16 protein-coding genes and 1 tRNA gene are annotated in these 21,104 nt (G+C 60.2%); 7 read left to right on the forward strand and 10 right to left on the reverse strand.

Annotation, left to right across the window (positions count from 1 at the left end):
• The first annotated feature begins 158 nt into the window (after positions 1 to 158).
• Positions 159 to 959 carry a 5'-methylthioadenosine/S-adenosylhomocysteine nucleosidase gene (locus DSM100238_RS04255; RefSeq protein WP_240812335.1) on the forward strand — a complete coding sequence of 267 codons (801 nt, stop codon included), beginning with the start codon at positions 159 to 161 and terminating at the stop codon, positions 957 to 959.
• 132 nt (positions 960 to 1,091) lie between these two features.
• On the opposite strand, the gene DSM100238_RS04260 is transcribed toward DSM100238_RS04255, so the two are convergent.
• The 6 genes from DSM100238_RS04260 to DSM100238_RS04285 form a co-directional block, all read right to left on the reverse strand.
• Positions 1,092 to 2,432 (reverse strand): RNA-binding domain-containing protein, encoded by a 1,341-nt coding sequence (locus tag DSM100238_RS04260; RefSeq protein ID WP_167511030.1) that lies wholly within the window; start codon positions 2,430 to 2,432, stop codon positions 1,092 to 1,094.
• A 252-nt stretch (positions 2,433 to 2,684) separates the two neighbouring features.
• Positions 2,685 to 2,761: transfer RNA gene (locus DSM100238_RS04265), tRNA-Lys, on the reverse strand.
• A gap of 153 nt (positions 2,762 to 2,914) precedes the next feature.
• Complete coding sequence (locus DSM100238_RS04270) at positions 2,915 to 3,175, reverse strand: mycoredoxin (RefSeq protein WP_152355468.1); 261 nt, start codon at positions 3,173 to 3,175, stop codon at positions 2,915 to 2,917.
• Between the two features lie 278 nt (positions 3,176 to 3,453).
• Positions 3,454 to 4,116: an amino acid ABC transporter permease gene (locus tag DSM100238_RS04275; RefSeq protein ID WP_033506597.1), complete on the reverse strand. Its 663-nt coding sequence runs from the start codon at positions 4,114 to 4,116 to the stop codon at positions 3,454 to 3,456.
• A 66-nt stretch (positions 4,117 to 4,182) separates the two neighbouring features.
• Entirely contained in the window at positions 4,183 to 5,004 is an 822-nt protein-coding gene (locus DSM100238_RS04280) for a transporter substrate-binding domain-containing protein (protein ID WP_152355469.1), read from the reverse strand.
• Positions 5,005 to 5,215: 211 nt separating this feature from the next.
• Entirely contained in the window at positions 5,216 to 5,950 is a 735-nt protein-coding gene (locus DSM100238_RS04285) for an amino acid ABC transporter ATP-binding protein (protein ID WP_152355470.1), read from the reverse strand.
• 237 nt (positions 5,951 to 6,187) lie between these two features.
• On the opposite strand from DSM100238_RS04285, the gene DSM100238_RS04290 reads away from it, so the two are divergent.
• Positions 6,188 to 7,999: a C69 family dipeptidase gene (locus tag DSM100238_RS04290; RefSeq protein ID WP_152355471.1), complete on the forward strand. Its 1,812-nt coding sequence runs from the start codon at positions 6,188 to 6,190 to the stop codon at positions 7,997 to 7,999.
• Positions 8,000 to 8,422: 423 nt separating this feature from the next.
• Here DSM100238_RS04290 and DSM100238_RS04295 read toward each other — a convergent pair whose 3' ends face one another.
• The 3 genes from DSM100238_RS04295 to DSM100238_RS04305 all read right to left on the reverse strand — a co-directional run bounded on the left by DSM100238_RS04295 (position 8,423) and on the right by DSM100238_RS04305 (position 12,052).
• The gene (locus DSM100238_RS04295) at positions 8,423 to 9,553 is read right to left on the reverse strand and encodes a glycosyltransferase family 2 protein (RefSeq protein ID WP_152355472.1); all 1,131 of its coding nucleotides are present in this window, start codon (positions 9,551 to 9,553) and stop codon (positions 8,423 to 8,425) included.
• Positions 9,554 to 9,735: 182 nt separating this feature from the next.
• Positions 9,736 to 10,653 carry a TetR/AcrR family transcriptional regulator gene (locus DSM100238_RS04300; protein WP_152355473.1) on the reverse strand — a complete coding sequence of 306 codons (918 nt, stop codon included), beginning with the start codon at positions 10,651 to 10,653 and terminating at the stop codon, positions 9,736 to 9,738.
• Positions 10,654 to 11,194: 541 nt separating this feature from the next.
• Positions 11,195 to 12,052, reverse strand: a complete 858-nt coding sequence (locus tag DSM100238_RS04305) for a DUF6652 family protein (protein WP_167511031.1) — start codon at positions 12,050 to 12,052, stop codon at positions 11,195 to 11,197.
• A gap of 11 nt (positions 12,053 to 12,063) precedes the next feature.
• Here DSM100238_RS04305 and ftsY point away from each other — a divergent pair, with 11 nt between their 5' ends.
• Positions 12,064 to 13,374: a signal recognition particle-docking protein FtsY gene (gene ftsY / locus DSM100238_RS04310; protein WP_152355475.1), complete on the forward strand. Its 1,311-nt coding sequence runs from the start codon at positions 12,064 to 12,066 to the stop codon at positions 13,372 to 13,374.
• A 415-nt stretch (positions 13,375 to 13,789) separates the two neighbouring features.
• Here ftsY and DSM100238_RS04315 read toward each other — a convergent pair whose 3' ends face one another.
• A complete protein-coding gene (locus tag DSM100238_RS04315; protein ID WP_240812336.1) occupies positions 13,790 to 15,070 on the reverse strand; it encodes a cation:proton antiporter in 1,281 nt (426 codons plus the stop codon).
• A gap of 404 nt (positions 15,071 to 15,474) precedes the next feature.
• Between DSM100238_RS04315 and DSM100238_RS04320 the strand changes: the two genes are divergently transcribed.
• The 4 genes from DSM100238_RS04320 to DSM100238_RS04335 all read left to right on the forward strand — a co-directional run bounded on the left by DSM100238_RS04320 (position 15,475) and on the right by DSM100238_RS04335 (position 20,822).
• Complete coding sequence (locus DSM100238_RS04320; protein ID WP_152355476.1) at positions 15,475 to 16,815, forward strand: ammonium transporter; 1,341 nt, start codon at positions 15,475 to 15,477, stop codon at positions 16,813 to 16,815.
• 298 nt (positions 16,816 to 17,113) lie between these two features.
• Positions 17,114 to 18,397: an ammonium transporter gene (locus tag DSM100238_RS04325; RefSeq protein ID WP_101454800.1), complete on the forward strand. Its 1,284-nt coding sequence runs from the start codon at positions 17,114 to 17,116 to the stop codon at positions 18,395 to 18,397.
• Between the two features lies 1 nt (position 18,398).
• The gene (locus tag DSM100238_RS04330) at positions 18,399 to 18,737 is read left to right on the forward strand and encodes a P-II family nitrogen regulator (protein ID WP_015449732.1); all 339 of its coding nucleotides are present in this window, start codon (positions 18,399 to 18,401) and stop codon (positions 18,735 to 18,737) included.
• Positions 18,738 to 18,989: 252 nt separating this feature from the next.
• Entirely contained in the window at positions 18,990 to 20,822 is a 1,833-nt protein-coding gene (locus DSM100238_RS04335; protein WP_152355477.1) for a [protein-PII] uridylyltransferase family protein, read from the forward strand.
• Positions 20,823 to 21,104 lie beyond the last annotated feature (282 nt).

Raw genomic sequence — 21,104 nt, forward strand, 5'->3', positions numbered from 1 at the left:
TCGCACAGTGTGGAGATATAGCAGGAATCCGGTTCTGTTTGGTGGCTAACTGTCAGCGGTGTGATTGTTGTGTCGCACAGTGGCTGGATTCGGCGCGATCTCGTCGGACGCATCAACAACCCCGCCGAATGTCGCAACCGTGTCCGACGATCGAAGGTATGGAGACTCATCATCGCGTTGCGGTGCTGTGTGCGCTGCCGCTGGAAGCTGAACCCATTGTCAATGCCTTGCAGGGTGCCGAGCGGAGCCGGCGGTATGGCACGGATCTGGTCGCCGGTCAACTTGGCGATGTGCCGGTCGTCGTATGCGTAGGCGGTATGGGGAAGGTCGCCGCTGGCGCCGCCGCCCAGATGCTCATCTGCGAATATCATCCGGAAACCCTGATATTCAGCGGTATTGCGGGCAGTCTCAATCCGCTGTTGGAGATCGGCGACATCGTAATCGGCCGTTCACTGGTGTATTTGGAAACCAACAACGACATCATCGCCGAATGCGACCCCTTCCTGCACACCTATGCGTCCGATGATCATCTTTCCGCGCTCGCCTGCCGGGTGCTGGACGAGCAGGGGTATCGTCGCGTTCCGTCGCTCGCCGAGATGAGCGCTGCCGACGACACAGACGCTGCCGACGACACAGACGCTGCCACGGTCTCTGACGGCACCAGCCGATACTCGCTCGGCACCATCGCGACCAGCGACCAGTTCAACACCGATCCCGAGGTGCTTGATCACACCCGCCGCGTCTGGCACGGCGACTGCGAGGAGATGGAGGGCGCTGCGGTCGCTCACGTGTGCGCGAAAAATCACGTTCCTTTCCTCGCCGTGCGTGCGATGAGCAATCGCTGTGGCGAGGCATATGAAGACCTCAATCGCCACCAGTCGGACATGGCTTTGGCCGCCCAGCATGCCGGTGCGGCGGTCCGGTCGATGGTACGTGTGATGCACATCCACCGCGCGTAAGCCGAATACCCTCCGCAAAACCGGCCGGGATCCGCCGCTGATAAGCCGAATCCCCGCAACTCCGAGCAGAATCGGCCGCGCATAAGCCGAATACCCCCGCAAAATCGCCGACAATCCGCCACACGCAAGGGGTCAGTACAGGGCTTTCCAATACCCGCTTTTGCGCGAACCGACGCGCTCGAGTACTCCGCGTTCGGTGAGTCCTTTGATATGGCGGGCGATGGTCGGGCGCGACACTCCGATGTGCTCCGCCAGTTCTGTTGTGGTGATGTACTGGTCTTTCGATATGAGCTCCATGATGCGCCTGTCGGTGTCGTTCCTCAAACGTTCCGACCGGCCCGGTATCGTCCTGCTCGCTTCCGTGCTTTTCCGCGCGAATGTGAACGTGAAACCGAATTCGTCATTTCGGTATGAGTACTCCACGCCGCTCTCGGCGCATGCTTTGAATGTCCGGTCGAAACCGGTGCCGAATGCGTCAATCATGCCATTCTTGAATAGCACAGCGGCAATCAGGGGGTTGCGGATTTTACTTCCTACCCGGCCGCTGGCAAAGTCGCGTGGCTCAGTGCCATGCAGCAGCCCACCGGGGTTGTAGACGGTCACACGTGATTGGGTGATGGTGATTGCATTGCTGTCCCCCTTCTGGTATCGGCAATGTGCGAATGAGTTGACGATGATTTCCCGGATGGCGCGGATGGGAATCTCAGGCGTTTCTGTCCTTTGCAGTCCATCGATGCGCGCGCTGTACCGGATGTTGTTCTCGATGTATCGCATGCCTTCCTGGATGCATTCAAGGATGTTGCCGTGGTATTGCTTCAGATCCGCGAAATCCCGCCTGTCGTCGGTGGGATACATGACTTCTTTGAGCAGTACGGGACCGTCGTTGCCGAAGAGGAAATGGCCGGCGTTGTTGAGCTGCCCGTCATTCGCGATGAGATTCAGCTTGTTCAACGCTTCGGATGTGTTGTTGAAGATATAGTGCATGCGCCCGGCATCGTTTGCGGTTCGGATGTATTGGATCAGAAGATCCTCATTCACTGTGTCGATGCCGCAGCCGGATGATTGCTCTTCCCAGGTTGAGTATGTTGTATCTTTTGATTCGAAGAACCGCAGGAGCTGGTTGGAATCCATGTATGTGTCCGCATCGTCGACGCGAGTGTAATACCTGCCGTATGCGGAATACGGGGTGTCCGTGCCTTTGGCTTGCACTGCGATGATGGTTTTGTCGTTGATGCTGTGGATGTCGATGCTGATGTCGGGGAGCGGTTTGAGGTTGGTTCTGATTTCATGGGAGATGTCGGAGGTTGTCTTTTTCCCGACATGTTGTCCGGCGATACTGCCGTCGTCCTTCACGCCGAAATACACGGTTCCTTCGCCATGCTTGTTCAGCATTGCGCACAGGGATATGACGCCTTCTTTAAGCTGCGCAGTGGTTTTCTTGAACTCGACGGTTTCGCTTTCGCGTGAGAGCATGGTCATCCTTGCCGCGTGTATTGTATCATTTATTGTATCATTTATTGTATCATTGCGGTTGTGTGGCCGTGGCGGAATCGCGCAATAGCCCTACGCATAGTACAGATTCGTTGCGCGTAAGCATTGCACATAAGCCGAATACCCCCACAAAACCGGGCGGAATCCGCCGCGGATAACAGCTGATGCGACGGGTGGGGAGCGGAATGACAAAAAACCGGTGCACGCTCAACGGTATGCACCGGATTCGCTATGTGGTGCCCCCCGTGGGACTCGAACCCACAACCCACGACTTAAAAGGACGCTGCTCTAACCAATTGAGCTAGAGGGGCAACAAACGGTATTGTACACCATGCCGCGACCGCCACGCCGGTCATCGCCATGGAAGTGCGCAAGTGGCTGGGGCTGTGGCAGGCCAGCGCTTGCGACAAACCGCTCTTCCCGCAGCTGCGTCATCACTGTGGAAAGAGCGGCTCGGGGTGATCTTATGCTTCGGCAGGCAGCGTGCCCAGCTCCTGCAGTTTCGCTTTGATGTCGTTTGTCGACGGCTCAACTTGGAACGATCCGTCCGCATACTGGACGACCGGGATGTGCTTCTGTCCGCTGATTTCGGCGGCCTTGTCGGCGGCGCCGTCCTCCTGCTCGATGTCGTGCCAGTCAAACGCCGCTCCGAAGCGGTTCAGTGCCTCTTTGGCCCGCTTGCAGTCGCCGCACCAGCTTGCGCCATACACGTTGATATCGCTCATACTTCCTTCTTTCGTTGCTATGATTGCCGAGGCTCCCGTCCGTTCGCCCCGCACGTTGGTTGCCTATGCTATGGCATGTCAGCGTCGGTTGCAGCTGTTTGATTCCAAGGTTCGCAGTCCGCGCAAAACGGACAGTTCCGCCGACTGTGCCAGTCCAACTGGCCTCGCCAGTCCCGCAGGCAAAAAGCCAGCCCGGCAAGCAAAGCCGTCCCGCCCAGCCGCATCAGCCCGGCCCGACCACTGCCGTGCATCGTCCCGCGGCCCCGCAATCAGCACAATCAGCTGTGCGCCGCCAACCGCCGCTCGCACCAGTGCTGCACCCAGGTGAGCACCGTGCAGAACAACAGATAGATCACCCCGACCTCAAGATACAGCGCGAGCGGCTCGTAATACACGGCGGTGATACGCTGCGCGGTCATGAACATCTCGACCACGGTGATATTCGCCGCAAGCGACGTGTCCTTGACCAGCGAAATAAACGTGTTGAACAGGGCGGGGAACGCCGATCGGAACGCTTGCGGCAGTACGATGCGCCGCATGATGGTCACATACGACATGTTCGTCGCATACCCGGCCTCGAACTGTCCGCGCGGCACCGCTTCAATCGCCCCACGCAGGGTTTCGGACGCGTACGCGCCCACGTTAAGCGAGAACGCGATGATGGCGGAAGGAATCGCCGGAATGGTCACGCCGATGGACGGCAGACCGAAGAAGATCACGAACAGCTGCACCAGCAGCGGCGTGCCGCGGAACACCCACACGTAGAACTGCGCGATTTGCGTGAGCACTGGCGTGCGCGCCACGCGGGTGAGCGCCACGATAATCGCCAACGCGAGTCCGATGGCGAAGGAAACCAGGGTGAGCGGAATCGTCACCGTGATTCCCGGAATCAGTAGTTTGCCGAACGAATCGACGACAATCTGCCATACCCTGCCGTCCATTGCGGCTCCTTTCGTAATCTATGCCGGAATCCAGCCCTGCGCCGTCCGCGCTACGGTACGGCAATGCTACTTGGTGGAGATATCCTCGCCGAAGTATTTCTCGGAGATCTTCTTGAGCGTTCCGTCCTTACGCAGTTTGGCGATGGACTTGTTGATCGCCTGGGTCAGATCGTCGCTGCCTTTGCGCAGCGGGAAGTGCGCGGCAGGAGTCTTCTCGCTCTTCACGGCGATTTTGATGTCAGCGTTCGGCTTCTGCTTGAGGTAGTCGAGCACGGCGAGGCCGTCGTTGACGATGACGTCCGCACGCCCGGAAGTCAGGGTTTCCACGGCCTGCGAGAAATCGTTGACCTGGACGAGGGTCGCGCCTTTGTCCTGGGCGACTTTCGCCCAGTTGCTGCCGTTCTGTCCGGCGTCCTTCTTGCCTTTGATGTCGTCGAAGGATTTGATGGAGTTGTCGTTCTTGCGGGTGACGACCACGCCGTAGGAGTAGGCGTATGGCTCAGTGAAATCGTATTTTGCTTTGCGCTCGGCGGTGACGGTGATTTCGTTGGCCACGCTGTCGGTTTTCTTGGAATCCACGCTGGCGAGCAGCGAATCGAAATTCGCTTCGGAGAATTCAGCCTTCACGCCGAGGTCTTTGGCGACGGCCGTGGCGACATCCACGTCGTAGCCGGTGAGCTTGTTGGTTTTCGAATCATGATAGCTGTAGGGCGCGTACGTGCCTTCGGTGCCGAAGACCAACGTGCCTTTGTTCTTGACTTCCTGCAGCGCGCTGGTGGATGAGCTGGAGGAGCCGCATGCGCTCAGCGGCGCGATGGTGACGATTGCTGCGAGTGCCGCCGCGGCGAGCCGCAGGGCGTGGCGCGTATGTGCAGTGTGTGCGGTCATGGTTTCTCTCCTTATGTGTTGATGTGTTTTATGTGTTTCTGTGTGGTTGGTATCGGGTGATGACGTATGTGATGCATGCCGGTTCGGGTGCATCTCCGGTATGGGTGCCGGCGCGGTGACCGGGTAGCGGACGGTGCGGTGTGTGTTGCGCGAGCCCGGCGGGTCAGTGGCCGGCTGGCCTGCCGGACGGACTGCGCGGGGCGTCGGCGGGTCAGGATGCGAAGGATTGCAGGAATTCCGCGGTTCTCGGCTGCGACGGATGATCGAAGATATCGCTTGCCGAGCCCTGTTCCACAATACTGCCGTGCTCAAAGAACACGACGTGGTCGGAAGCCTCCCGGGCGAACCGCATCTCGTGGGTGACCATCAGCATGGTCATGCCATCCGAGGCGAGCTGCCGAATGACTTCAAGCACGCCTCCGACCATCTCCGGGTCAAGCGCGGAAGTCGGCTCGTCAAGGAGCAGGAGCTCCGGTTTCGCGGCGATGGCACGGGCGATGCCCACGCGCTGCTGCTGGCCTCCGGACAGGGTGCTGGGGTAGCGGTCGGCGAAATCGGCGAGCCCGACCCGATCGAGCTGTTCACGCCCGATGGTTTCGGCTTCCTTGCGTGACTTGCCTTGCGCGTAAATCAACGGTTCGGTCACGTTCTGCAGCGCGGTCTTATTGGCGAAGAGATTGTAATTTTGGAAGACGAAACCGATTCGTGAACGGATGTCGCGAATCGTCGCCTTGTCGCGGGTCGTCAAATCAACAGGACCGTCGCCGAAATCGATGGTCCCCTTATCGGCATGTTCGAGCACGTCAATCACGCGAAGCAGCGTGGATTTGCCGGATCCGGACGGGCCGATGACGGTGACCGTCGCCGCGTGCGGAATATCAAGATCGATGCCGTTGAGCACGTCATGTTCGCTGTAGCGCTTGTGCACGTCACGGATAGTGATCATCGATGCTCCTTTCACGAGGATCCTCACGGCGGATTGCCTCATCCCACCTTAGAGGGTGCGCGGGATGCGGGTAGCGGTGCGGCTATATCAATCCCCTATCGCCCGTTATCAACGCGGACGGCGTTCCTGCCCCGTCCCCTCGCGGGGTCGATTCTTTCGCGGACGGCGTTTTCCCCTCCTGTCCCTGTCCCTGCGGCGCCGATCCGGCCCATCCCGATGCCGTTCTACAGTGGAATCATGTCTTGTACTACGCTTCTTGTCGGAAAATCCGCGACTATCGACGGCTCCACCATGATCGCCCGCAACGACGATTCCGGTTCCGGTCGTTACGATCCGAAACGCTTCATCGCCGTGAACCCTGCCGACCAGCCGCGGCATTACCGCAGCGAGCTGAGCCACGTGAGCATCGAGCTGCCGGACGACCCGTGCCGCTACAGCATCGTTCCCAACGCGTTGCCCGGCCGCGGAATCCTCGCGGAATGTGGCATCAGCGAGCGCAATATCGCGATGAGTGCGACTGAGACGATTGCGGTGAACGAGCGGGTGCTCGGCGCTGATCCGATGGTCGAATTGCAGGCGGCGCAAGGCGAGCCAGGCGATGACGATTATCGGCCGGAAGTCCCTGGTGGTATCGGCGAGGAGGATTTCATTACGCTCGTGCTGCCGTATGTGCGTTCCGCGCGTGAGGGCGTCCGCCGGCTGGGGGAGCTGCTGGAGCGGTTCGGTACGTATGAGGCGAACGGTATCGCCATTTCGGATGTGGATGAAATCTGGTATGTGGAGACGATTGGCGGGCATCATTGGATCGCCAGGCGTGTGCCGGATGACTGCTATGCCGCGATTCCGAACCAGTTGGGGCTTGACGGCTTCGATTTGGAGGATGCTTTCGGCGATGCCCGTAATCATATGTGCAGCGCCGATTTGGTGGAGTTCATCCGTGATAATCATCTTGACCGCGGCATGGGCAACGGCATGGGCAATGGCGTGCGGTTCGCGGAGAAGTTCAACCCGCGCACGCTGTTCGGCACGCGCACGACAAAAGACCATATTTACAACACCCCGCGCGCTTGGTATATGGAGCGTTATCTGAACCCGAGCGAGGATTGGGATTCGCCTGCTGCCCGGTACACGCCGATATCCGATGACATTCCGTGGTGCCGCCGGCCGGAGAACCGCGTGACGGTTGAGGATGTCGCGTTTCTGATGGCGTCGCATTTCGAGGACACGCCGTATGACCCGTACGGTTCGCGGGGCACGGATGAGACGCGGCGCCGCTACCGTCCGATTGGCATCAACCGCACTGGGCAAATGGGGCTGTTGCAAATCCGCCCGTATGAGCCGGAAACGAACCGGTCGGTGATGTGGCTGCAGTACGGGTCGGGGCCGTTCACTACGCTCACGCCGTTCTATACGAATGTGCGTGATACGCCCGCGTATCTGCGTGACACGGGCGCGGAGGTTTCGACGGATTCGTTCTACTGGACGAGCCGGATTATCGCGGCGCTCGCCGATCCGCATTACGTGTCGAACAGCAATGCGATTGAGCATTATCGTGAGAATGTCATGTCGCGCGGGCACACGCATATTGCGCGCGTTGATGCCGCGTTGCGTGGTGCGGCTGGTGCTGGTGCGGGTGCTGGGCATGCCGTCAGTTGCGCTGATATCGAGGATGTTGAGGGCATCAAGCATAGCGGCGTGCGTATGGATGGTGTGAGCGCGGCTGGCGTGAGCGCGGCGGGTGCGAGTGGAACTGCCGAGATGCTTGATGCGACGGATGATGCTTCACGCGCGGATGGTGCCGGTTCTGCTGCGATTGGCGTGGCCGGGACTGCCGGTAGTGATGGTTCGGCGGACGCGACTGGTGCTGCCGGAGTTGGCGGATTGGGTTCTGCCGATGCTGCGGATGCTGATGTGGTGTGCGGTGCTCTCGAGCAAGCGAACCAGCGGATGGCGGACTACTTGCGTGCGCAGACCCAGGAGTTACTTGGCAAGGTGCTGTATACGTCCAGCAATCTGATGCGCAACTCCTTCGCCATGTCCGACCGCTGATGACTCCACTTCCACCGACACTCAGGTGTGTGTCAGTGTCGGTAGATGTTTCTGCCGACACTGAGTGGCTTGTGAGTGTCGGTAGAAGGTTCTGGTGACGTTCACGGGTCTGTGTGCGTAGCCAGTTTGGATGTTTTCGCAAACTAGCTACGCTGGTGGGTCTCTTGGCGTAGCCGGTTTGGGTATCCTCACAATCTGGTTACGCTGGTGGGTCTCTTGGCGTAGCTGGTTTGTGTATTTTCGCAAACTAGCTACGCTGGTGGGTTCCTTGGCGTAGACAGTTTGGGTATCCTCACAATTTGGTTACGCTGGTGGGTTCTTTGGCGTTGCTGGTTTGGGTGTTTTCGCAAACTAGCAACGCTCGCGCTTACGAGTTCGACTGAGTCCGGCCGAATCCGGAGAGAACGGAACGAATGGAGCGAATCAGTTGAAACCGACCACGTGCTCGGCGATGCTGTATCCGTGCCGGATGACGAAGCGCCCGGTCCGCCCGTGCAGGTTGATCGCGCGCGAAACGAGCTTATGCCGCACATCATGGCCGATTTGCGGTGAAGCGGCATCAATCTCATGCCACAGCTGATCCTTCTGACGATAATTCTCACGGTCGCGCGACAAAATCAGGAAGACGCTGGTCACCACGCTGTTGATCGACAGGAAGTGGATCATATACCGGTACAGTCCGTCCGGCACGGTGCCGCGTTCGGGCGTCGCCTCGAGCATGAGATGGTTGACGAGCTGCAACTGCCGCACACGCCTGATCATCACGTCCGTTTGCACGGATTGGCCTTCGCGGCCGATGAAGTAGTGGTAGAACGGCGTATCCAGGTACATGAGCCTGCGTACCCACGGGAACGGCTGATACGAGTAAATGAAATCGACGTAGAACGTGTGCTCGGGCAGAATCATGCCGGATTTGCGCACAACCGAAGTGCGGAAGGTGAGCGCGTGCATGATCATGTACTGTGCGATGCCGAAATGCCGCAGATCGTCCCAACCGAGCGTCCGGCCCGCATCCATCACGTTGCTGAAATGCACGACATGCTTGTTGCGTTTGCCGACCTTGTCATACACGTAATCGGTGACCAGCAGGTCGATCGGCTCCCGCTCGTCGCGCTGCGCCCGCAGGGTTTCCAAGACCTTGCCGAGTGAATCTTTGCCGACCCAATCGTCGGCGTCCACGACTTTCACGTACATGCCTGCGGCCTCGCGGATACCGGTGTTGACCGCGCCGCCGTGCCCTTTGTTCGGCTGGTGGATTGCCCTGACCACGCCCGGATGCGCGGCTGCGAGCCGGTCGGCGAGCGCCGGGGTTGTGTCGGATGAGCCGTCGTCGACGATCAGCACTTCGAGATCGCTAGTGTCGGGCGTGTCGAGCAGCGATGCGACGCAGCGTTCGAGGTACTGTTCCATGTTGTATGCGGGCACTACGAAGGTCAATGTTTTCCCTTGCGCGCGTCCCGTAGGCTGCTTGCCGTCATCGGCGTCTGCCGACGGAATCGTTCCTCGTTGAAGATTCGGCTGCGGCTGCGGCGTGGTGTCCGTGAAATTGGTCATTGCTCCACCTTCTGTATGTCCCGTGCAAGGCTACCACGAGGTGGAACTGCGTGTAGGCGGAATCACCCCATTTGCTGTGAAATCACCATAATTTGCATGATGATTTCACAGAAGCGTTACCGTCGGTTCAGCCTTGAAGAAGGATGGGGATGGATGAGGTGCGGATGGATGAGGATGCGGACTCATGCTTCAGGTGTTGGGACGGATGGTGTGGTGGTGACAGTGCCGGAGGGGTTGGCGCCGGTGTTGGTGTCGGTAGAGTCAACAGCGACACCGGTAGCGTCGCCACCGTCAGTGTCGTCACCGTCAGTATTGTCGATGTCGCCGGCGGCATCACTCTCCGTGGCGGAATCATGACTGCTGCCATCGCGTGACCCGGCTGCATCCGCCGTCTTGCCCTTGTTCGACTCCGCGCGCTTCGCCTTCTGTTCTGCCTTCTGCTCGGCTTTCTCTGCCGCTTCGCGCGCACGCTTGGCTTTCGACCCCTCGTAGCGCAGTTCCGGCTTCGCTTCAAGACGGGACAGGCCGTGCCAGGCGAGGTTGACGATCAGCGCGGCGAGCTGTTCCTTGCCGAGCTTGGGTCGGTCCGCCCAATACTGGCCGGTGAATACGGTCATGCCGACGAGCATTTGCGCGTAGTATGGCGCGCTTTTGACGGGAAGATGCTGGCGTTTGAACCATTCGACGAGGATTTGCTCGACTTTGGAGCTCACGTCGCCGAGCAGCGAGCTGAACGAGCCGGTCGGATCGGTGCTCGGGGAGTCTCGCACCAGGACTTGGAAGCCTTCGGGATTTTCTTCGATGTAGGTGAGCAGTGCGAGGGCGGCGCGTTCCACGATTTGCCGGGGGTGGGCGTCGGCGTCATTGAGGGAGCCAATCAGAGCGTCGGTGAGCGCGCGCATCTCACGGTCGACGACCACGGCGTACAGGCCTTCTTTGCCGCCGAAATGTTCATAGACGATGGGCTTGCTGACTTTCGCACTGGCGGCGATTTCCTCGACGCTCACCGCTTCAAACCCTTTGGACGCGAATAGCGACCGCCCGATTTCGATAAGCTGCTCTCGCCGCTGATACGACGTCATCCTCGAACTACTTGCCATAGTGCCTAGTTTCTCACTGCTTGTGGATTTCAGCTGTGGGGAGGGACGGTGGACTTGTGGTGCCGTGCTGGGTGCGGGCACTCAAGGATAGCAGTGTATCCCGAGGCTCCTGTTCGCCCTGCAGCACGGGAACCGGCGGATGGACGCGTATTTCGCCGGTGCTGTTGAGATGCGCCCGTATTCGTGGGTTGCTGTGATCGGGCAGTGTCGGCCCGTCCGAGATGCGTTCCTATCTGCCGGTTACCAGGCGCGGTGATGGTGCCGTTGGCGCGGGAACCGGCAGATGTATGTGCATCCAGCCGGTGTTGTCGGAAGCCCGTGCCCATCTGCGGGTTCCTGTTGGTGCGCGGGAGCGGCCTTTCGGACTTGCGCGCCCATCTTGCGTTTGCCGGGCGCAATCCAGCACAGGAACTGTCAGTTGCGTGCGTATCATACCGATGCAGTAGGGGATGAGCCACTATCTCCCGGTTCCTGCGACCGCAACGATACGGCCTTGCACACTTACGCACCTATCCACGGGTTCCCGTACAGTCTCGCACACTTACGCTCCCATCGGCCGAGGACCGTAAGTCCCGCCGGGCCCGTAACTCCCCGCCGCCGGAGGTTGCATCGCCCTCGCGCCGACAGACATGACTAGTTCCCGGCGTGATTGTGCGAACAGGATAATCGCCGTCACCACATCCACGCAGAACAGGAATCCCGCGATGCCGTACATCACGCTTTGTACAGGTGTCAGTCGGCCGTACCGCACCCCAACAATCACTGCGGCAAGTTCATACAATCCGCTCGTCACAATGAGTGTCGCGTCGGCGATGAAACAGAACGCCCACACCGCCACCGTGATGAACGGGATTTTCAACGAGAGGATGATCGACAGCGCGGCGCACGCGAACACCAGCAGATAGTAGGGGATATGGGCGAGTTTGATGATCATCGCATTGCGTGCGAGCGAGCGGAATTCACTGTTCCAGGAAAGCCAGATGTACAGCGCCCCGATGATTCCCGTAGCGAGCACCCACACGGTCGCGATCAGCGGGAGATTGTCGGAGAACCAGTCGGCATCTTCGAACACGTGCGCGCAGACACTGAACATGAGCCAGAACACGTAAGGTTGTGCGGCTTCGAATACGGTCAGTGCGGTTATCGAATGCTTGGCGTTCATGTCATGTCCTGTCGTCGATAGTTGATATCTCACGTCATATGCGGTTGCGCCGATACGGGGGTCGACGACGCGCAGCGGTGTGGAAATGCAGCGATGCGGGAAATACAACAATGTGCCTTCCGCTGACCCCAGTGTATCAAGGTGAGTCGAAGACGTTGTATCAGGCTTGATCGGCGGGTGCGATTGGTGTGCACGATCGGCGGATGCGTCCAGTCCGGTCTGTCCCTTGAAAACCATAGGCTGGGGGTATGGATACTCAACAGATTATTGCGATTGTTGTGGTGGCGGTTATCGCCATCGCGCTGATTGTCGCCGGCGTGCTCGCCGACCGTTCGCGCAAGAAGCGCATCGATGCGGCTGAACAGGCCCGTGAAGACCGTGAGGCTGCTGCGAAAGTGGCCGCCGACAAGGCGATTGCGGCGAAGCAGGCGGCACAGGCCGGCACCGAAGCCGGGGCCGCTGCCGGGGCTGCGTCGACACAGTCCGATCAGAAGTCGGGAACTGAATCGACGAAACAAGCCGAATCAACGCAATCTGTGGCTTCGTCGGCCGAATCTGCCGGTTCGACCCAGCCTGCGCAGCCTGAGAGCCAGGAGGCTTCCCAAACCGCCGAACCCCAGCCGCAAACCCCGGAATCCGCGACCTCGCGCATGACCCGGCTGAAAGCGCGCCTCGCGAACAGTGCGAACCCCTTCGGCAAGGCGCTGTTCAATATTCTTGCCAAGGATCACCTGTCCGAGGCTGATTGGGAGGACGTCGAGGACACCCTGCTTATGGCCGATGTTGGCGCGGATGCCTCCGAACAGCTCGTCGATGAGCTGCGCAACGACGCCCGCATCACCGGCACGCATGATCCCGCCCAGGTGCGCGAGGCCTTGCGCTCCAAGCTGCTTGCGATGGTCGGCACGGATACTGATCGTCGTCTGAACGCCGACAAGCCCGAAGCGCACAAGCCAAGCGTCATCATCATGGTCGGTGTCAACGGCACCGGCAAGACCACGACCGCCGGCAAGCTCGCGCGCCTGTTCGTAGCCGACGGCAAGAGCGTCATGCTCGGCGCGGCGGACACCTTCCGCGCGGCGGCCGCCGACCAGCTGGAAACCTGGGGCGCGAAGGTCAACGTGCCGGTTGTGCGTTCCGACAAGGATGGCGCCGACCCGGCGTCTGTCGCGTTCGAAGCGTCGCAGCGCGCGAAGGACGATAACGCCGACGTGCTGATTATCGATACCGCGGGCCGTTTGCAGAACAAGGCGAATCTGATGGATGAGCTTGGCAAGATCCGCCGCGTCACCGAGAAGAATCTGCCGGTTGACGAGGTGCTGCTCGTTCTCGACGCGACCACCGGCCAGAACGGCATGGAACAGGCGAAGGTGTTCGCCCAGGCGATCGGCATCACTGGTGTCGTGCTGTCCAAGCTGGATGGTTCCGCGAAGGGCGGCATTGTGATTTCCGTGCAGAAGGAGCTCGGTGTGCCTGTCAAGCTGGTCGGTTTGGGTGAGGGACCGGACGATCTGGCACCCTTCAATCCGGAGGATTTCGTCGACGGCATTCTCGCCTGAATGCAACGTTCAGCGCCGCCGCATACAGTGACGTTCCGGCGGCGCTGAATCCGTCTCAAGCGCCCGCCTGCGCCCATCGGTCTTGATGATGATGGGTATGGTGCCGACCCATTGGCCTTCTGACGTTGGGCGCGGTGTCGAGATATATGCGGCGATCCCGTAGCATCTTGCATATCTGTAGTACGTTGCGGAACATATCGTTGCTACGAGGGTTCGCGGCCGATCAAACCGGCGAGTACAGACAGCGGATTTCCCATGGTTCTCTTGCGGTATTGACGCCCAGCGAACCCTGATAAGCGAGTTGCTTTCCGGCATGTACTACAGATAGCGCGGATACACCCGCCGAATCTCGATTCAGGGCCCCATATCATCGGCTGGCCGCGCCGGCAATGGAATCCGGACGGGTCATAACATGTCAGGCGACTGGTGCAGCCATCCCGACCGCGCTGGTGTCTGTCGTCTGCGCATCAATGATGTCCGCAGTCGCGCTGTCCGCCTCGATGGCGGCTTCTGCCTTCGCGCCCCCAGCCTCAGCCGCATCATCGCGCGCCGGAGCCCCGCGCAGCGCAGCCTTCAAGAACAACGGCGCAATAAGCGTCACCAGCGAAATCGTGAAAATAATCGTCGAATAGTAGTCGTCCGACAGAATATGCTGCGAGAAGCCGATTTGCGCGGTGATCAGCGCCATTTCGCCGCGCGGAATCATCCCCGTGCCGATGACGATGGAACTGCGCCCGTTGAACCCGGCCATCCGGGCGCCCAGCCCGCAGCCGACAATCTTCGTGATGACACCCAGCACGGTCATCACCACAATGAACCACACCAGATGCATGTCATGTACCGCCTCGGTGTTCAAACCGATGCTCACAAAGAACAGCGGCACGAAGAAGCAGTCGCCAATCGGCTCGATATCTCGATCCACCTGCTCGCGGTAGTCGCTGCGGCTCACGGCGATGCCCGCAAAGAACGCGCCCACCGCGTAGCTCAGCCCCACCAGCTCCGAGCACCAGGCCATCGCCAGGCAGATGATTGTCGCCATGATCGCGATGCCGCTCGGCGCTTTGAGCAGCGCGGCGAAGGTCATCAGCCACGGCGCCACCCACAGCACCACCACGACGGTCAGCGCGAAGAACGCGACCTGCTTGAGCGCAATCAATCCGAGCTGCTGGAACGACACGCTGCCCGTGCTGATCAGCGTGCTCATGACGCTGAGCAGAATCACGCCGATCACATCATCCGCGACGGCCGCGCCCAGAATCGACGCGCCTTCCTTCGTGTCAAGACGCCCTGCCTCCTTCAAAACCGCCACCGAAATCGACACAGATGTCGCGGAGAACACGACGCCGATGAACAGTGATGACATGAGGTCGAACCCGAACACCATGCTCACCCCGCCCATGATGAGCACCGGCGCGACCACACCCATGCACGCCACAATGAGCGCCGCTTTGGAATAGCGTTTCAGCAACCCCAGATCGCAGCCCACCCCGCCTAGGAACATGAGCACGATAATGCCGATATTGCTGAACAATTCCGTCGAACTGCTCGGCTGCATCAGCCCGAGGACGGTCGGCCCGAACACGATGCCCACTACGATTTGGCCGACGACTTCAGGCAGCCCGGTTTTCCGGCAAATCGCGCCGGATAGCATGGTCAGAACCAGGATTGCGCACAATGTCGCGACGAATACCGCCATCTCGGAACCTTCTCTCTTCGGTAGTTGGACATTTCGGGCATTGGCGTCCAACTGTTTCCACGCGACTGCATGAGCCGCAAGACGCGGGAATCCAAGCTGTTTGATGCCGTGTGCCGGGTATATAGGAATCACTGTAATCTCGCCGCGGTATCGCCCGTTACTTCCGCGCAATCTACGTGACCTGCGTGTAACAAGGCTTGCGTTCCTCGGAAATCCGCCTGTTTAGCATGGTTGCCAGAATCCGGGACAACAAGAGACGGGTTGAGGTCAGTCCTTTGGCATAGCGTCCGGGCACCGTCCGGACAACGCGACCGGACCTGGCGTCCGGGCCTCGCGTCCGGACCCGCGTCCACGTCCTTCGGATTCAGACGGCCATCCATAAGAGAGGAAAGGAAGTGGGTGCCATGTCATCGACCAATGTCATTTGGACATTGCTTGCCGCGACACTGGTGTTCATGATGCAAGCCGGCTTCGCGATGCTGGAGACAGGCTTCACACGAGCAAAGAACGCCGGCAATATCGCCATGAAGAACCTGATGGACTACTGCATCGGCACAGTATTGTTCTGGATTTTCGGTTTCGGCATCATGTTCGGCCCGTCCATCGGCGGCATTATCGGCAAGCCTGATTTCTTCGTGATGAGCAACTACCAGTACAACCAGTACGTTCCGACGATGGTGTATCTGATGTTCCAGACCGTGTTCTGCGCGACATCCGCGACCATTGTCTCCGGCGCTATGGCGGAACGCACGAAGTTCTCCGCATACCTGATTTACAGCGCTTTGATTTCCGCAATCGTCTACCCGATTTCAGGCCACTGGTGCTGGAACTCGGATGGCTGGCTCGCCCAGCTTGGCTTCCATGATTTCGCCGGCTCCACCGTGGTGCATATGGTCGGCGGGATTTCCGCGCTCGTCGGCGCGATCTTCCTCGGTCCGCGTATCGGCAAGTTCGACAAGAACGGCAAGGCCCGCGCGATCCCGGGCCACAGCATGACACTCGCCATGCTCGGCATCTTCCTGCTGTGGATCGGCTGGTTCGGCTTCAACCCCGGCTCCACAATCACCGCTGACGGCAAGGACACCTGGGTGGAGATGGGCAGTATCTTCATCACCACGAACCTGGCGGCCGCTGTCGGCGCGCTCACCGCGATGTTCCTCGCGTGGAAGAAGTACGGCAAGCCGGATGTCGGTCTGACCATCAACGGCGCGCTCGCCGGCCTGATCGGCATCACCGCGGGCTGCGATGTGGTCAGCCCGGTCGGCGCTTTCTTCATCGGCCTGATTTGCGCGTTCATCTATGTGTATGCTGCGTCCATCGTTGAAAACAAGTTCAAGATCGATGATCCGGTCGGCGCGTTCGCCGCTCATGGTTGCTGCGGTGCCGGCGGCACGCTGCTGGTTGGTCTGTTCGCCAAGGACGGTGGCCTGTTCTACGGCGGCGGTCTGAAGCTCTTCGGCGTTGAGCTGTTGGGTGTTGTCGTGGTTGCGGCGTGGACTACGGTCACGATGATCATCATCTTCTGGGCCATCAAGCATACGATCGGCCTGCGTGTTTCCGCCAAGGAAGAGCTGTCTGGCCTTGATTTGCCGGAGCACGGCCTGGTTGCCGCTTACGCTGATTTCGAGCCGAGCGTGCTCACCAAGAGCGAGGACTCCTATGAGGCCCGTGTCGCCCGCGAAGCTGAGGCCGAGGCCGCTGCTGCCGCTGGCGCAACGGCGAAGGAGGCCGCCGCCGCCAAGTAGCAAGACTGGCAACCGTCCTTTGGCCCGTCACCTGTGGCACGCCGTTGGACAATGCCCACAATGTGGTCATCAAAGTCGGCAGGGATTCCTGTCCACGGTTTCCCGCGAAGCGCGGAATTCGAGACGAGTCGCGGATAATTGTACAAGCGCTGTAACGTTGGCGTAACATTCCGTAACGTTTCGAAAACCCGGCGGGCGTTCCATAACCGTGTCGGTCCCCATTCGGGGGATTGCCAGTGAGTGGTTCGCTCGCCCGCCCGCCTCGTCCAAGGTGGGCGCCGGAGAGGGAGGTAATTGTATGGACACCGGAAATGCAGCGTGGATGTTGACATCCGCGGCTCTGGTTTTTTTGATGACGCCTGGTGTGGCGTTCTTCTACGGCGGCATGGTCCGCGCGAAGGCCGTCCTGAACATGTTGATGCTGTCGGCGGCCGCGATTTCGGTCACTGCGATCATCTGGACGTTCTGGGGTTGGTCGATCGCTTACGCAGGTAAGGATATCGGCGGGATCTTCGGCGATCCGGCCACCGGCTTCCTGCTCAAGGACTCCATGGTCGCCAAGGATGGTGTGTTCACCGCAGCCAACACGTCCGGGGATTATCCGGGCAGCATTGACGTGGCGTTCCAAGCCACCTTCGCGATGATCACGGTTGCGCTGATTACCGGCGCGATTGCTGAGCGCGTGAAGTACAGCACCTGGATGCTGTTCGTAGCGTTGTGGATTACGTTCGACTACGCTCCGATGGCGCACATGGTGTGGAACGGCGGCCTGCTGTCTCCGACGGGTGCCATTTCGCAGGCGCTCGGCGCTGCCGCGCATGATTTCGCAGGCGGAACAGTGGTTCACATCAACGCAGCTACCGCGGCTCTTGTCACCGTGCTGATTATCGGCAAGCGCAAGGGCTTCGGCACGCAGCCGATTCGCCCACACAACGTACCGTTCGTGATGCTTGGCGCGTTCCTGCTGTGGTTCGGCTGGTTCGGCTTCAACGCCGGCTCCGCGTTCGGTGCGAACGGCACCGCCGGCTACGCGTGGGTCAGCACGACCGCCGCTGCAGCTGCCGCGATGCTCGCCTGGGGCTTCACCGAGAAGGTGCGTTCCGGCCATTACACCGCGGTCGGTGCGGCATCCGGTATGGTGGCCGGCTTGGTCGCCATCACCCCTGCCGCCGATGTGGTCTCCCCGCTGTGGGCCATGGTGATCGGCGCTATCGCCGGTGTGGTTACGTGCCTGGCGTGCGGTTTGAAATTCAAGTTCGGTTATGACGATTCGCTCGACGTGGTCGGCGTCCATGGCGTCGGTGGTCTGATCGGTACCGTGCTCATCGGCTTCTTCGGTGTCGGCACCGGCCTGTTCACCGGTGGCAGCTGGCGTCAGCTTGTCGTCCAGATCCTGGTGGCCGTTGTTGCCATCCTCTATTCCGCTGTGGTGACCTCGATCATCGTCTTCGCGCTTGAGAAGACGATGGGCTGGCGTGTCACCGAAGCCCAGGAGGTCGCCGGCATTGATATGGCCGACCAGGGTGAGCGTGCATATGATTTTGCTGGCACTGCCAGCTCTGTCCTCAAGGAGGTGAAGTGAGATGAAGCTTATTACCGCTATTATTCAGCCCCATAAGCTTGATGATGTCAAGGAAGCGCTCGCAGCTGCGGGCGTGCATGGCCTGACCGTCTCGGAAGCCAATGGATATGGTCGCCAGCGCGGCCACACTGAGGTTTACCGTGGCGCCGAATACACGGTGGATCTCATTCCGAAGATCCGCGTGGAAGTGCTTTCCGATGATGCCGACGCGGAAACGCTGGTCGGTGTGATCGTGAAGTCCGCGGGCACCGGAACCATCGGCGACGGCAAGGTCTGGGTCACGCCTCTTGACTCCGTCACCCGCGTCCGTACCGGCGAAACCGGTTCGGCCGCCATCTGAAAGCTCCCGTCCCCGGTGTCGCGGTTTCGTCTGTTTGCCGTGGCGCTGACGGTCGGGTATTGATAAGACAGGTCCCCGCACGTGCTGGCGCAGTGCGGGGATTCTTTATACGCGATATACGTGGTTATTCGCGTATGCGCCCACGTTTCGGCGGGTGGTGCGCCTGAGTATGTTCGCCTGTTGCGGTGGAACGCGATTGCCGTGCGATTCGCCCGCCGTGGCTTCCGTGGCACAAACTCGGTTGGAGGGGAAATGGCTTCCGCGGTTGATGGATTGAAACAACGCTTCATGGATGTCAGCAAGCCTGATGCCGACGGCATGTACCGTCATGGCAGGGACAAACGTAAGCGACGCACCGATATCGCGATGACCAGTCTGCGCGGCTTATGGAAGGAAGCGGTCGAATCAGTGCCGTTTGACGTTCCTGAGCACGGCGTGGGTCTCGCTGCGGTCGGCTCGCTTGCGCGCGGGCAGATTGGCCCAAGCTCCGACATTGATGTCGTGCTCATGGTCGAGCCGCACGCCTTGAAGGATGATCAGCTCAATCAGTTGGCGAACAAACTGTGGTATCCCCTGTGGGACAGCGGTCTTGACCTCGATCATGCGGTCCGCACCCGGCAACAGTGCGAATCGGTGACTGATCATGATTTGCCTGCCGCCATGGGATGGTTGTTCGTGCAGCCGGTCGCCGGGGACACCGGGCTTATCGAGAACACGGCGACATCCATCCTTGAACGGTGGCGCAAAGCGGCGCGCAAACGGTTGCCGGAACTGTTGGATTCGGCATCGTCTCGTCTTGAGGAATTCGGTCGGCTGCCGTATCTCAACCAGCCGGATATCAAGGAGGCGCGCGGCGGGTTGCGTGACACGGTGCTGGTGTCCGCGCTTGCGGCGTCCTGGCTTGCCGACCGTCCGCATGGTTCCTACGATGAGGCGGTTGAACGGCTGCTGGATGTGCGTGACTGCCTGCATGTGGTTGCGAGAAAGGAGACCAACCTGCTGTTGCCTGCCTATCAGCCGAAAGTCGCCGCGATGCTTGGCTTGGCCGATCCTACCTTGCCTGAAGGTGAGCGAGAGGCTGATGCGGTTGAAGGGTTGCAGACCCTGTTGGCGACGTTGGGTCGTCGTATTGCGTTCTCGTTGGATTCCACCGCTTCGCACGCGCGGCACACGCTCACGCATGAGAAACCGCGGTTTGCGTTCTTCCAGATGTTCCAGCCGCGGGCGGGCGGTAAACGCGAGGCGCCGACGTTCAAGACCATTGCGCCCGGCGTGGTCGAGCATGAGCAGGAGGTGGCGCTCGCTGTGGGCGTTGATCCGAGCCGGGATGCGACGTTGCCGTTGCGTGTCGGGGTTGCTGCTGCGGAATACGGGCTGCCGGTCAACCCGTCGACCTTGCTGAATCTTAAGCAGTGCCCGGTCAGTGATAAAGGCTGGGATGATGAGACGCGCGAACTGTTCATTCGGTTTTTGGCTACGGGTGAGTCGCTGCCGCCTGTGTGGGAGGAGCTTGATTTCGTTGATCTTCCGGGCAGGTGGATGCCGGAATGGCTGGGTGTGCGCAACCGCCCGTCCGCGTCTGCGGCGCACCGGTATACGATTGATCGCCATATGATCGAAGTCGTCTCACGACTTGGACGCGAGGCGCCGAGCGGCATGCGCTACGATGACACGCAGTACGCGACGCTGCTGTTGGCTGGTCTGCTGCATGACATCGGCAAGCGGCCGGGTGTGCGTGACCACGCTGCCGAGGGGGCGAGGCATGTGCCTGTCATTCTGGGGCGTATGGGGTTCGATCAGCGGGTGGTCGACCGGGCGACGCTGCTGGTGCGTGAGCATCTGACATTGTCCCAGTTCGCGACAGGCAAGGATCCGGAAGATCCTGCGGTCGGGCGTGAGCTTGCGGAGCGTGTCGAGAACGATCCGGTGCTCCTTGACATGCTGTTCGACCTGACGCGGGCGGACGGCTCGTCGCTGGGTGCCACATCCGGCGAAGCGATCACCAAGCAGTACGGCTGGTCGCGCTGGCGCGAAGCGACCGTGCGCATGATGTACCAGGCCGCGCGCGAGGCGATGAAGGGCTGAGCTGGACTGGGCTCAGACGGGCCAGACTGACGGGGCTGTTGTGAAGCTTGCCGGAGTCGGCTGGAGCTGGGCTGAACGTGGGCCGGATGGCAGCAATGCTGGTTGAATCGGGCTGGATTGAGTCGGGCTGCCGAACTCGCGCAACTGTCCCTTCCCATGCCCTGCGCTCGCCGCAGCAATCGTCCATCACTTTCGGAATTTCTGACGCCAGTGTCAATAATTCCGAAAGTTATTGCCGTCATACAGGGAACGTGATGGTGATGGGCATTTGCAGATGACCGG

This window comes from Bifidobacterium apri (assembly GCF_009299485.1).
In the GTDB taxonomy this organism is placed as follows: Bacteria; Actinomycetota; Actinomycetes; order Actinomycetales; family Bifidobacteriaceae; genus Bifidobacterium; species Bifidobacterium apri.

Bases quoted from the DNA above. Each gene is read 5' to 3' on its own strand.
- DSM100238_RS04305 (WP_167511031.1), bottom strand. From the start codon at position 12,052: ATGGTTTTCAAGGGACAGACCGGACTGGACGCATCCGCCGATCGTGCA.
- DSM100238_RS04320 (WP_152355476.1), top strand. From the start codon at position 15,475: ATGTCATCGACCAATGTCATTTGGACATTGCTTGCCGCGACACTGGTG.
- ftsY (WP_152355475.1), top strand. From the start codon at position 12,064: ATGGATACTCAACAGATTATTGCGATTGTTGTGGTGGCGGTTATCGCC.
- DSM100238_RS04260 (WP_167511030.1), bottom strand. From the start codon at position 2,432: ATGCTCTCACGCGAAAGCGAAACCGTCGAGTTCAAGAAAACCACTGCG.
- DSM100238_RS04330 (WP_015449732.1), top strand. From the start codon at position 18,399: ATGAAGCTTATTACCGCTATTATTCAGCCCCATAAGCTTGATGATGTC.
- DSM100238_RS04335 (WP_152355477.1), top strand. From the start codon at position 18,990: ATGGCTTCCGCGGTTGATGGATTGAAACAACGCTTCATGGATGTCAGC.
- DSM100238_RS04290 (WP_152355471.1), top strand. From the start codon at position 6,188: ATGTCTTGTACTACGCTTCTTGTCGGAAAATCCGCGACTATCGACGGC.
- DSM100238_RS04275 (WP_033506597.1), bottom strand. From the start codon at position 4,116: ATGGACGGCAGGGTATGGCAGATTGTCGTCGATTCGTTCGGCAAACTA.
- DSM100238_RS04300 (WP_152355473.1), bottom strand. From the start codon at position 10,653: ATGGCAAGTAGTTCGAGGATGACGTCGTATCAGCGGCGAGAGCAGCTT.
- DSM100238_RS04315 (WP_240812336.1), bottom strand. From the start codon at position 15,070: ATGGCGGTATTCGTCGCGACATTGTGCGCAATCCTGGTTCTGACCATG.
- DSM100238_RS04280 (WP_152355469.1), bottom strand. From the start codon at position 5,004: ATGACCGCACACACTGCACATACGCGCCACGCCCTGCGGCTCGCCGCG.
- DSM100238_RS04285 (WP_152355470.1), bottom strand. From the start codon at position 5,950: ATGATCACTATCCGTGACGTGCACAAGCGCTACAGCGAACATGACGTG.
- DSM100238_RS04295 (WP_152355472.1), bottom strand. From the start codon at position 9,553: ATGACCAATTTCACGGACACCACGCCGCAGCCGCAGCCGAATCTTCAA.
- DSM100238_RS04270 (WP_152355468.1), bottom strand. From the start codon at position 3,175: ATGAGCGATATCAACGTGTATGGCGCAAGCTGGTGCGGCGACTGCAAG.
- DSM100238_RS04325 (WP_101454800.1), top strand. From the start codon at position 17,114: ATGGACACCGGAAATGCAGCGTGGATGTTGACATCCGCGGCTCTGGTT.
- DSM100238_RS04255 (WP_240812335.1), top strand. From the start codon at position 159: ATGGAGACTCATCATCGCGTTGCGGTGCTGTGTGCGCTGCCGCTGGAA.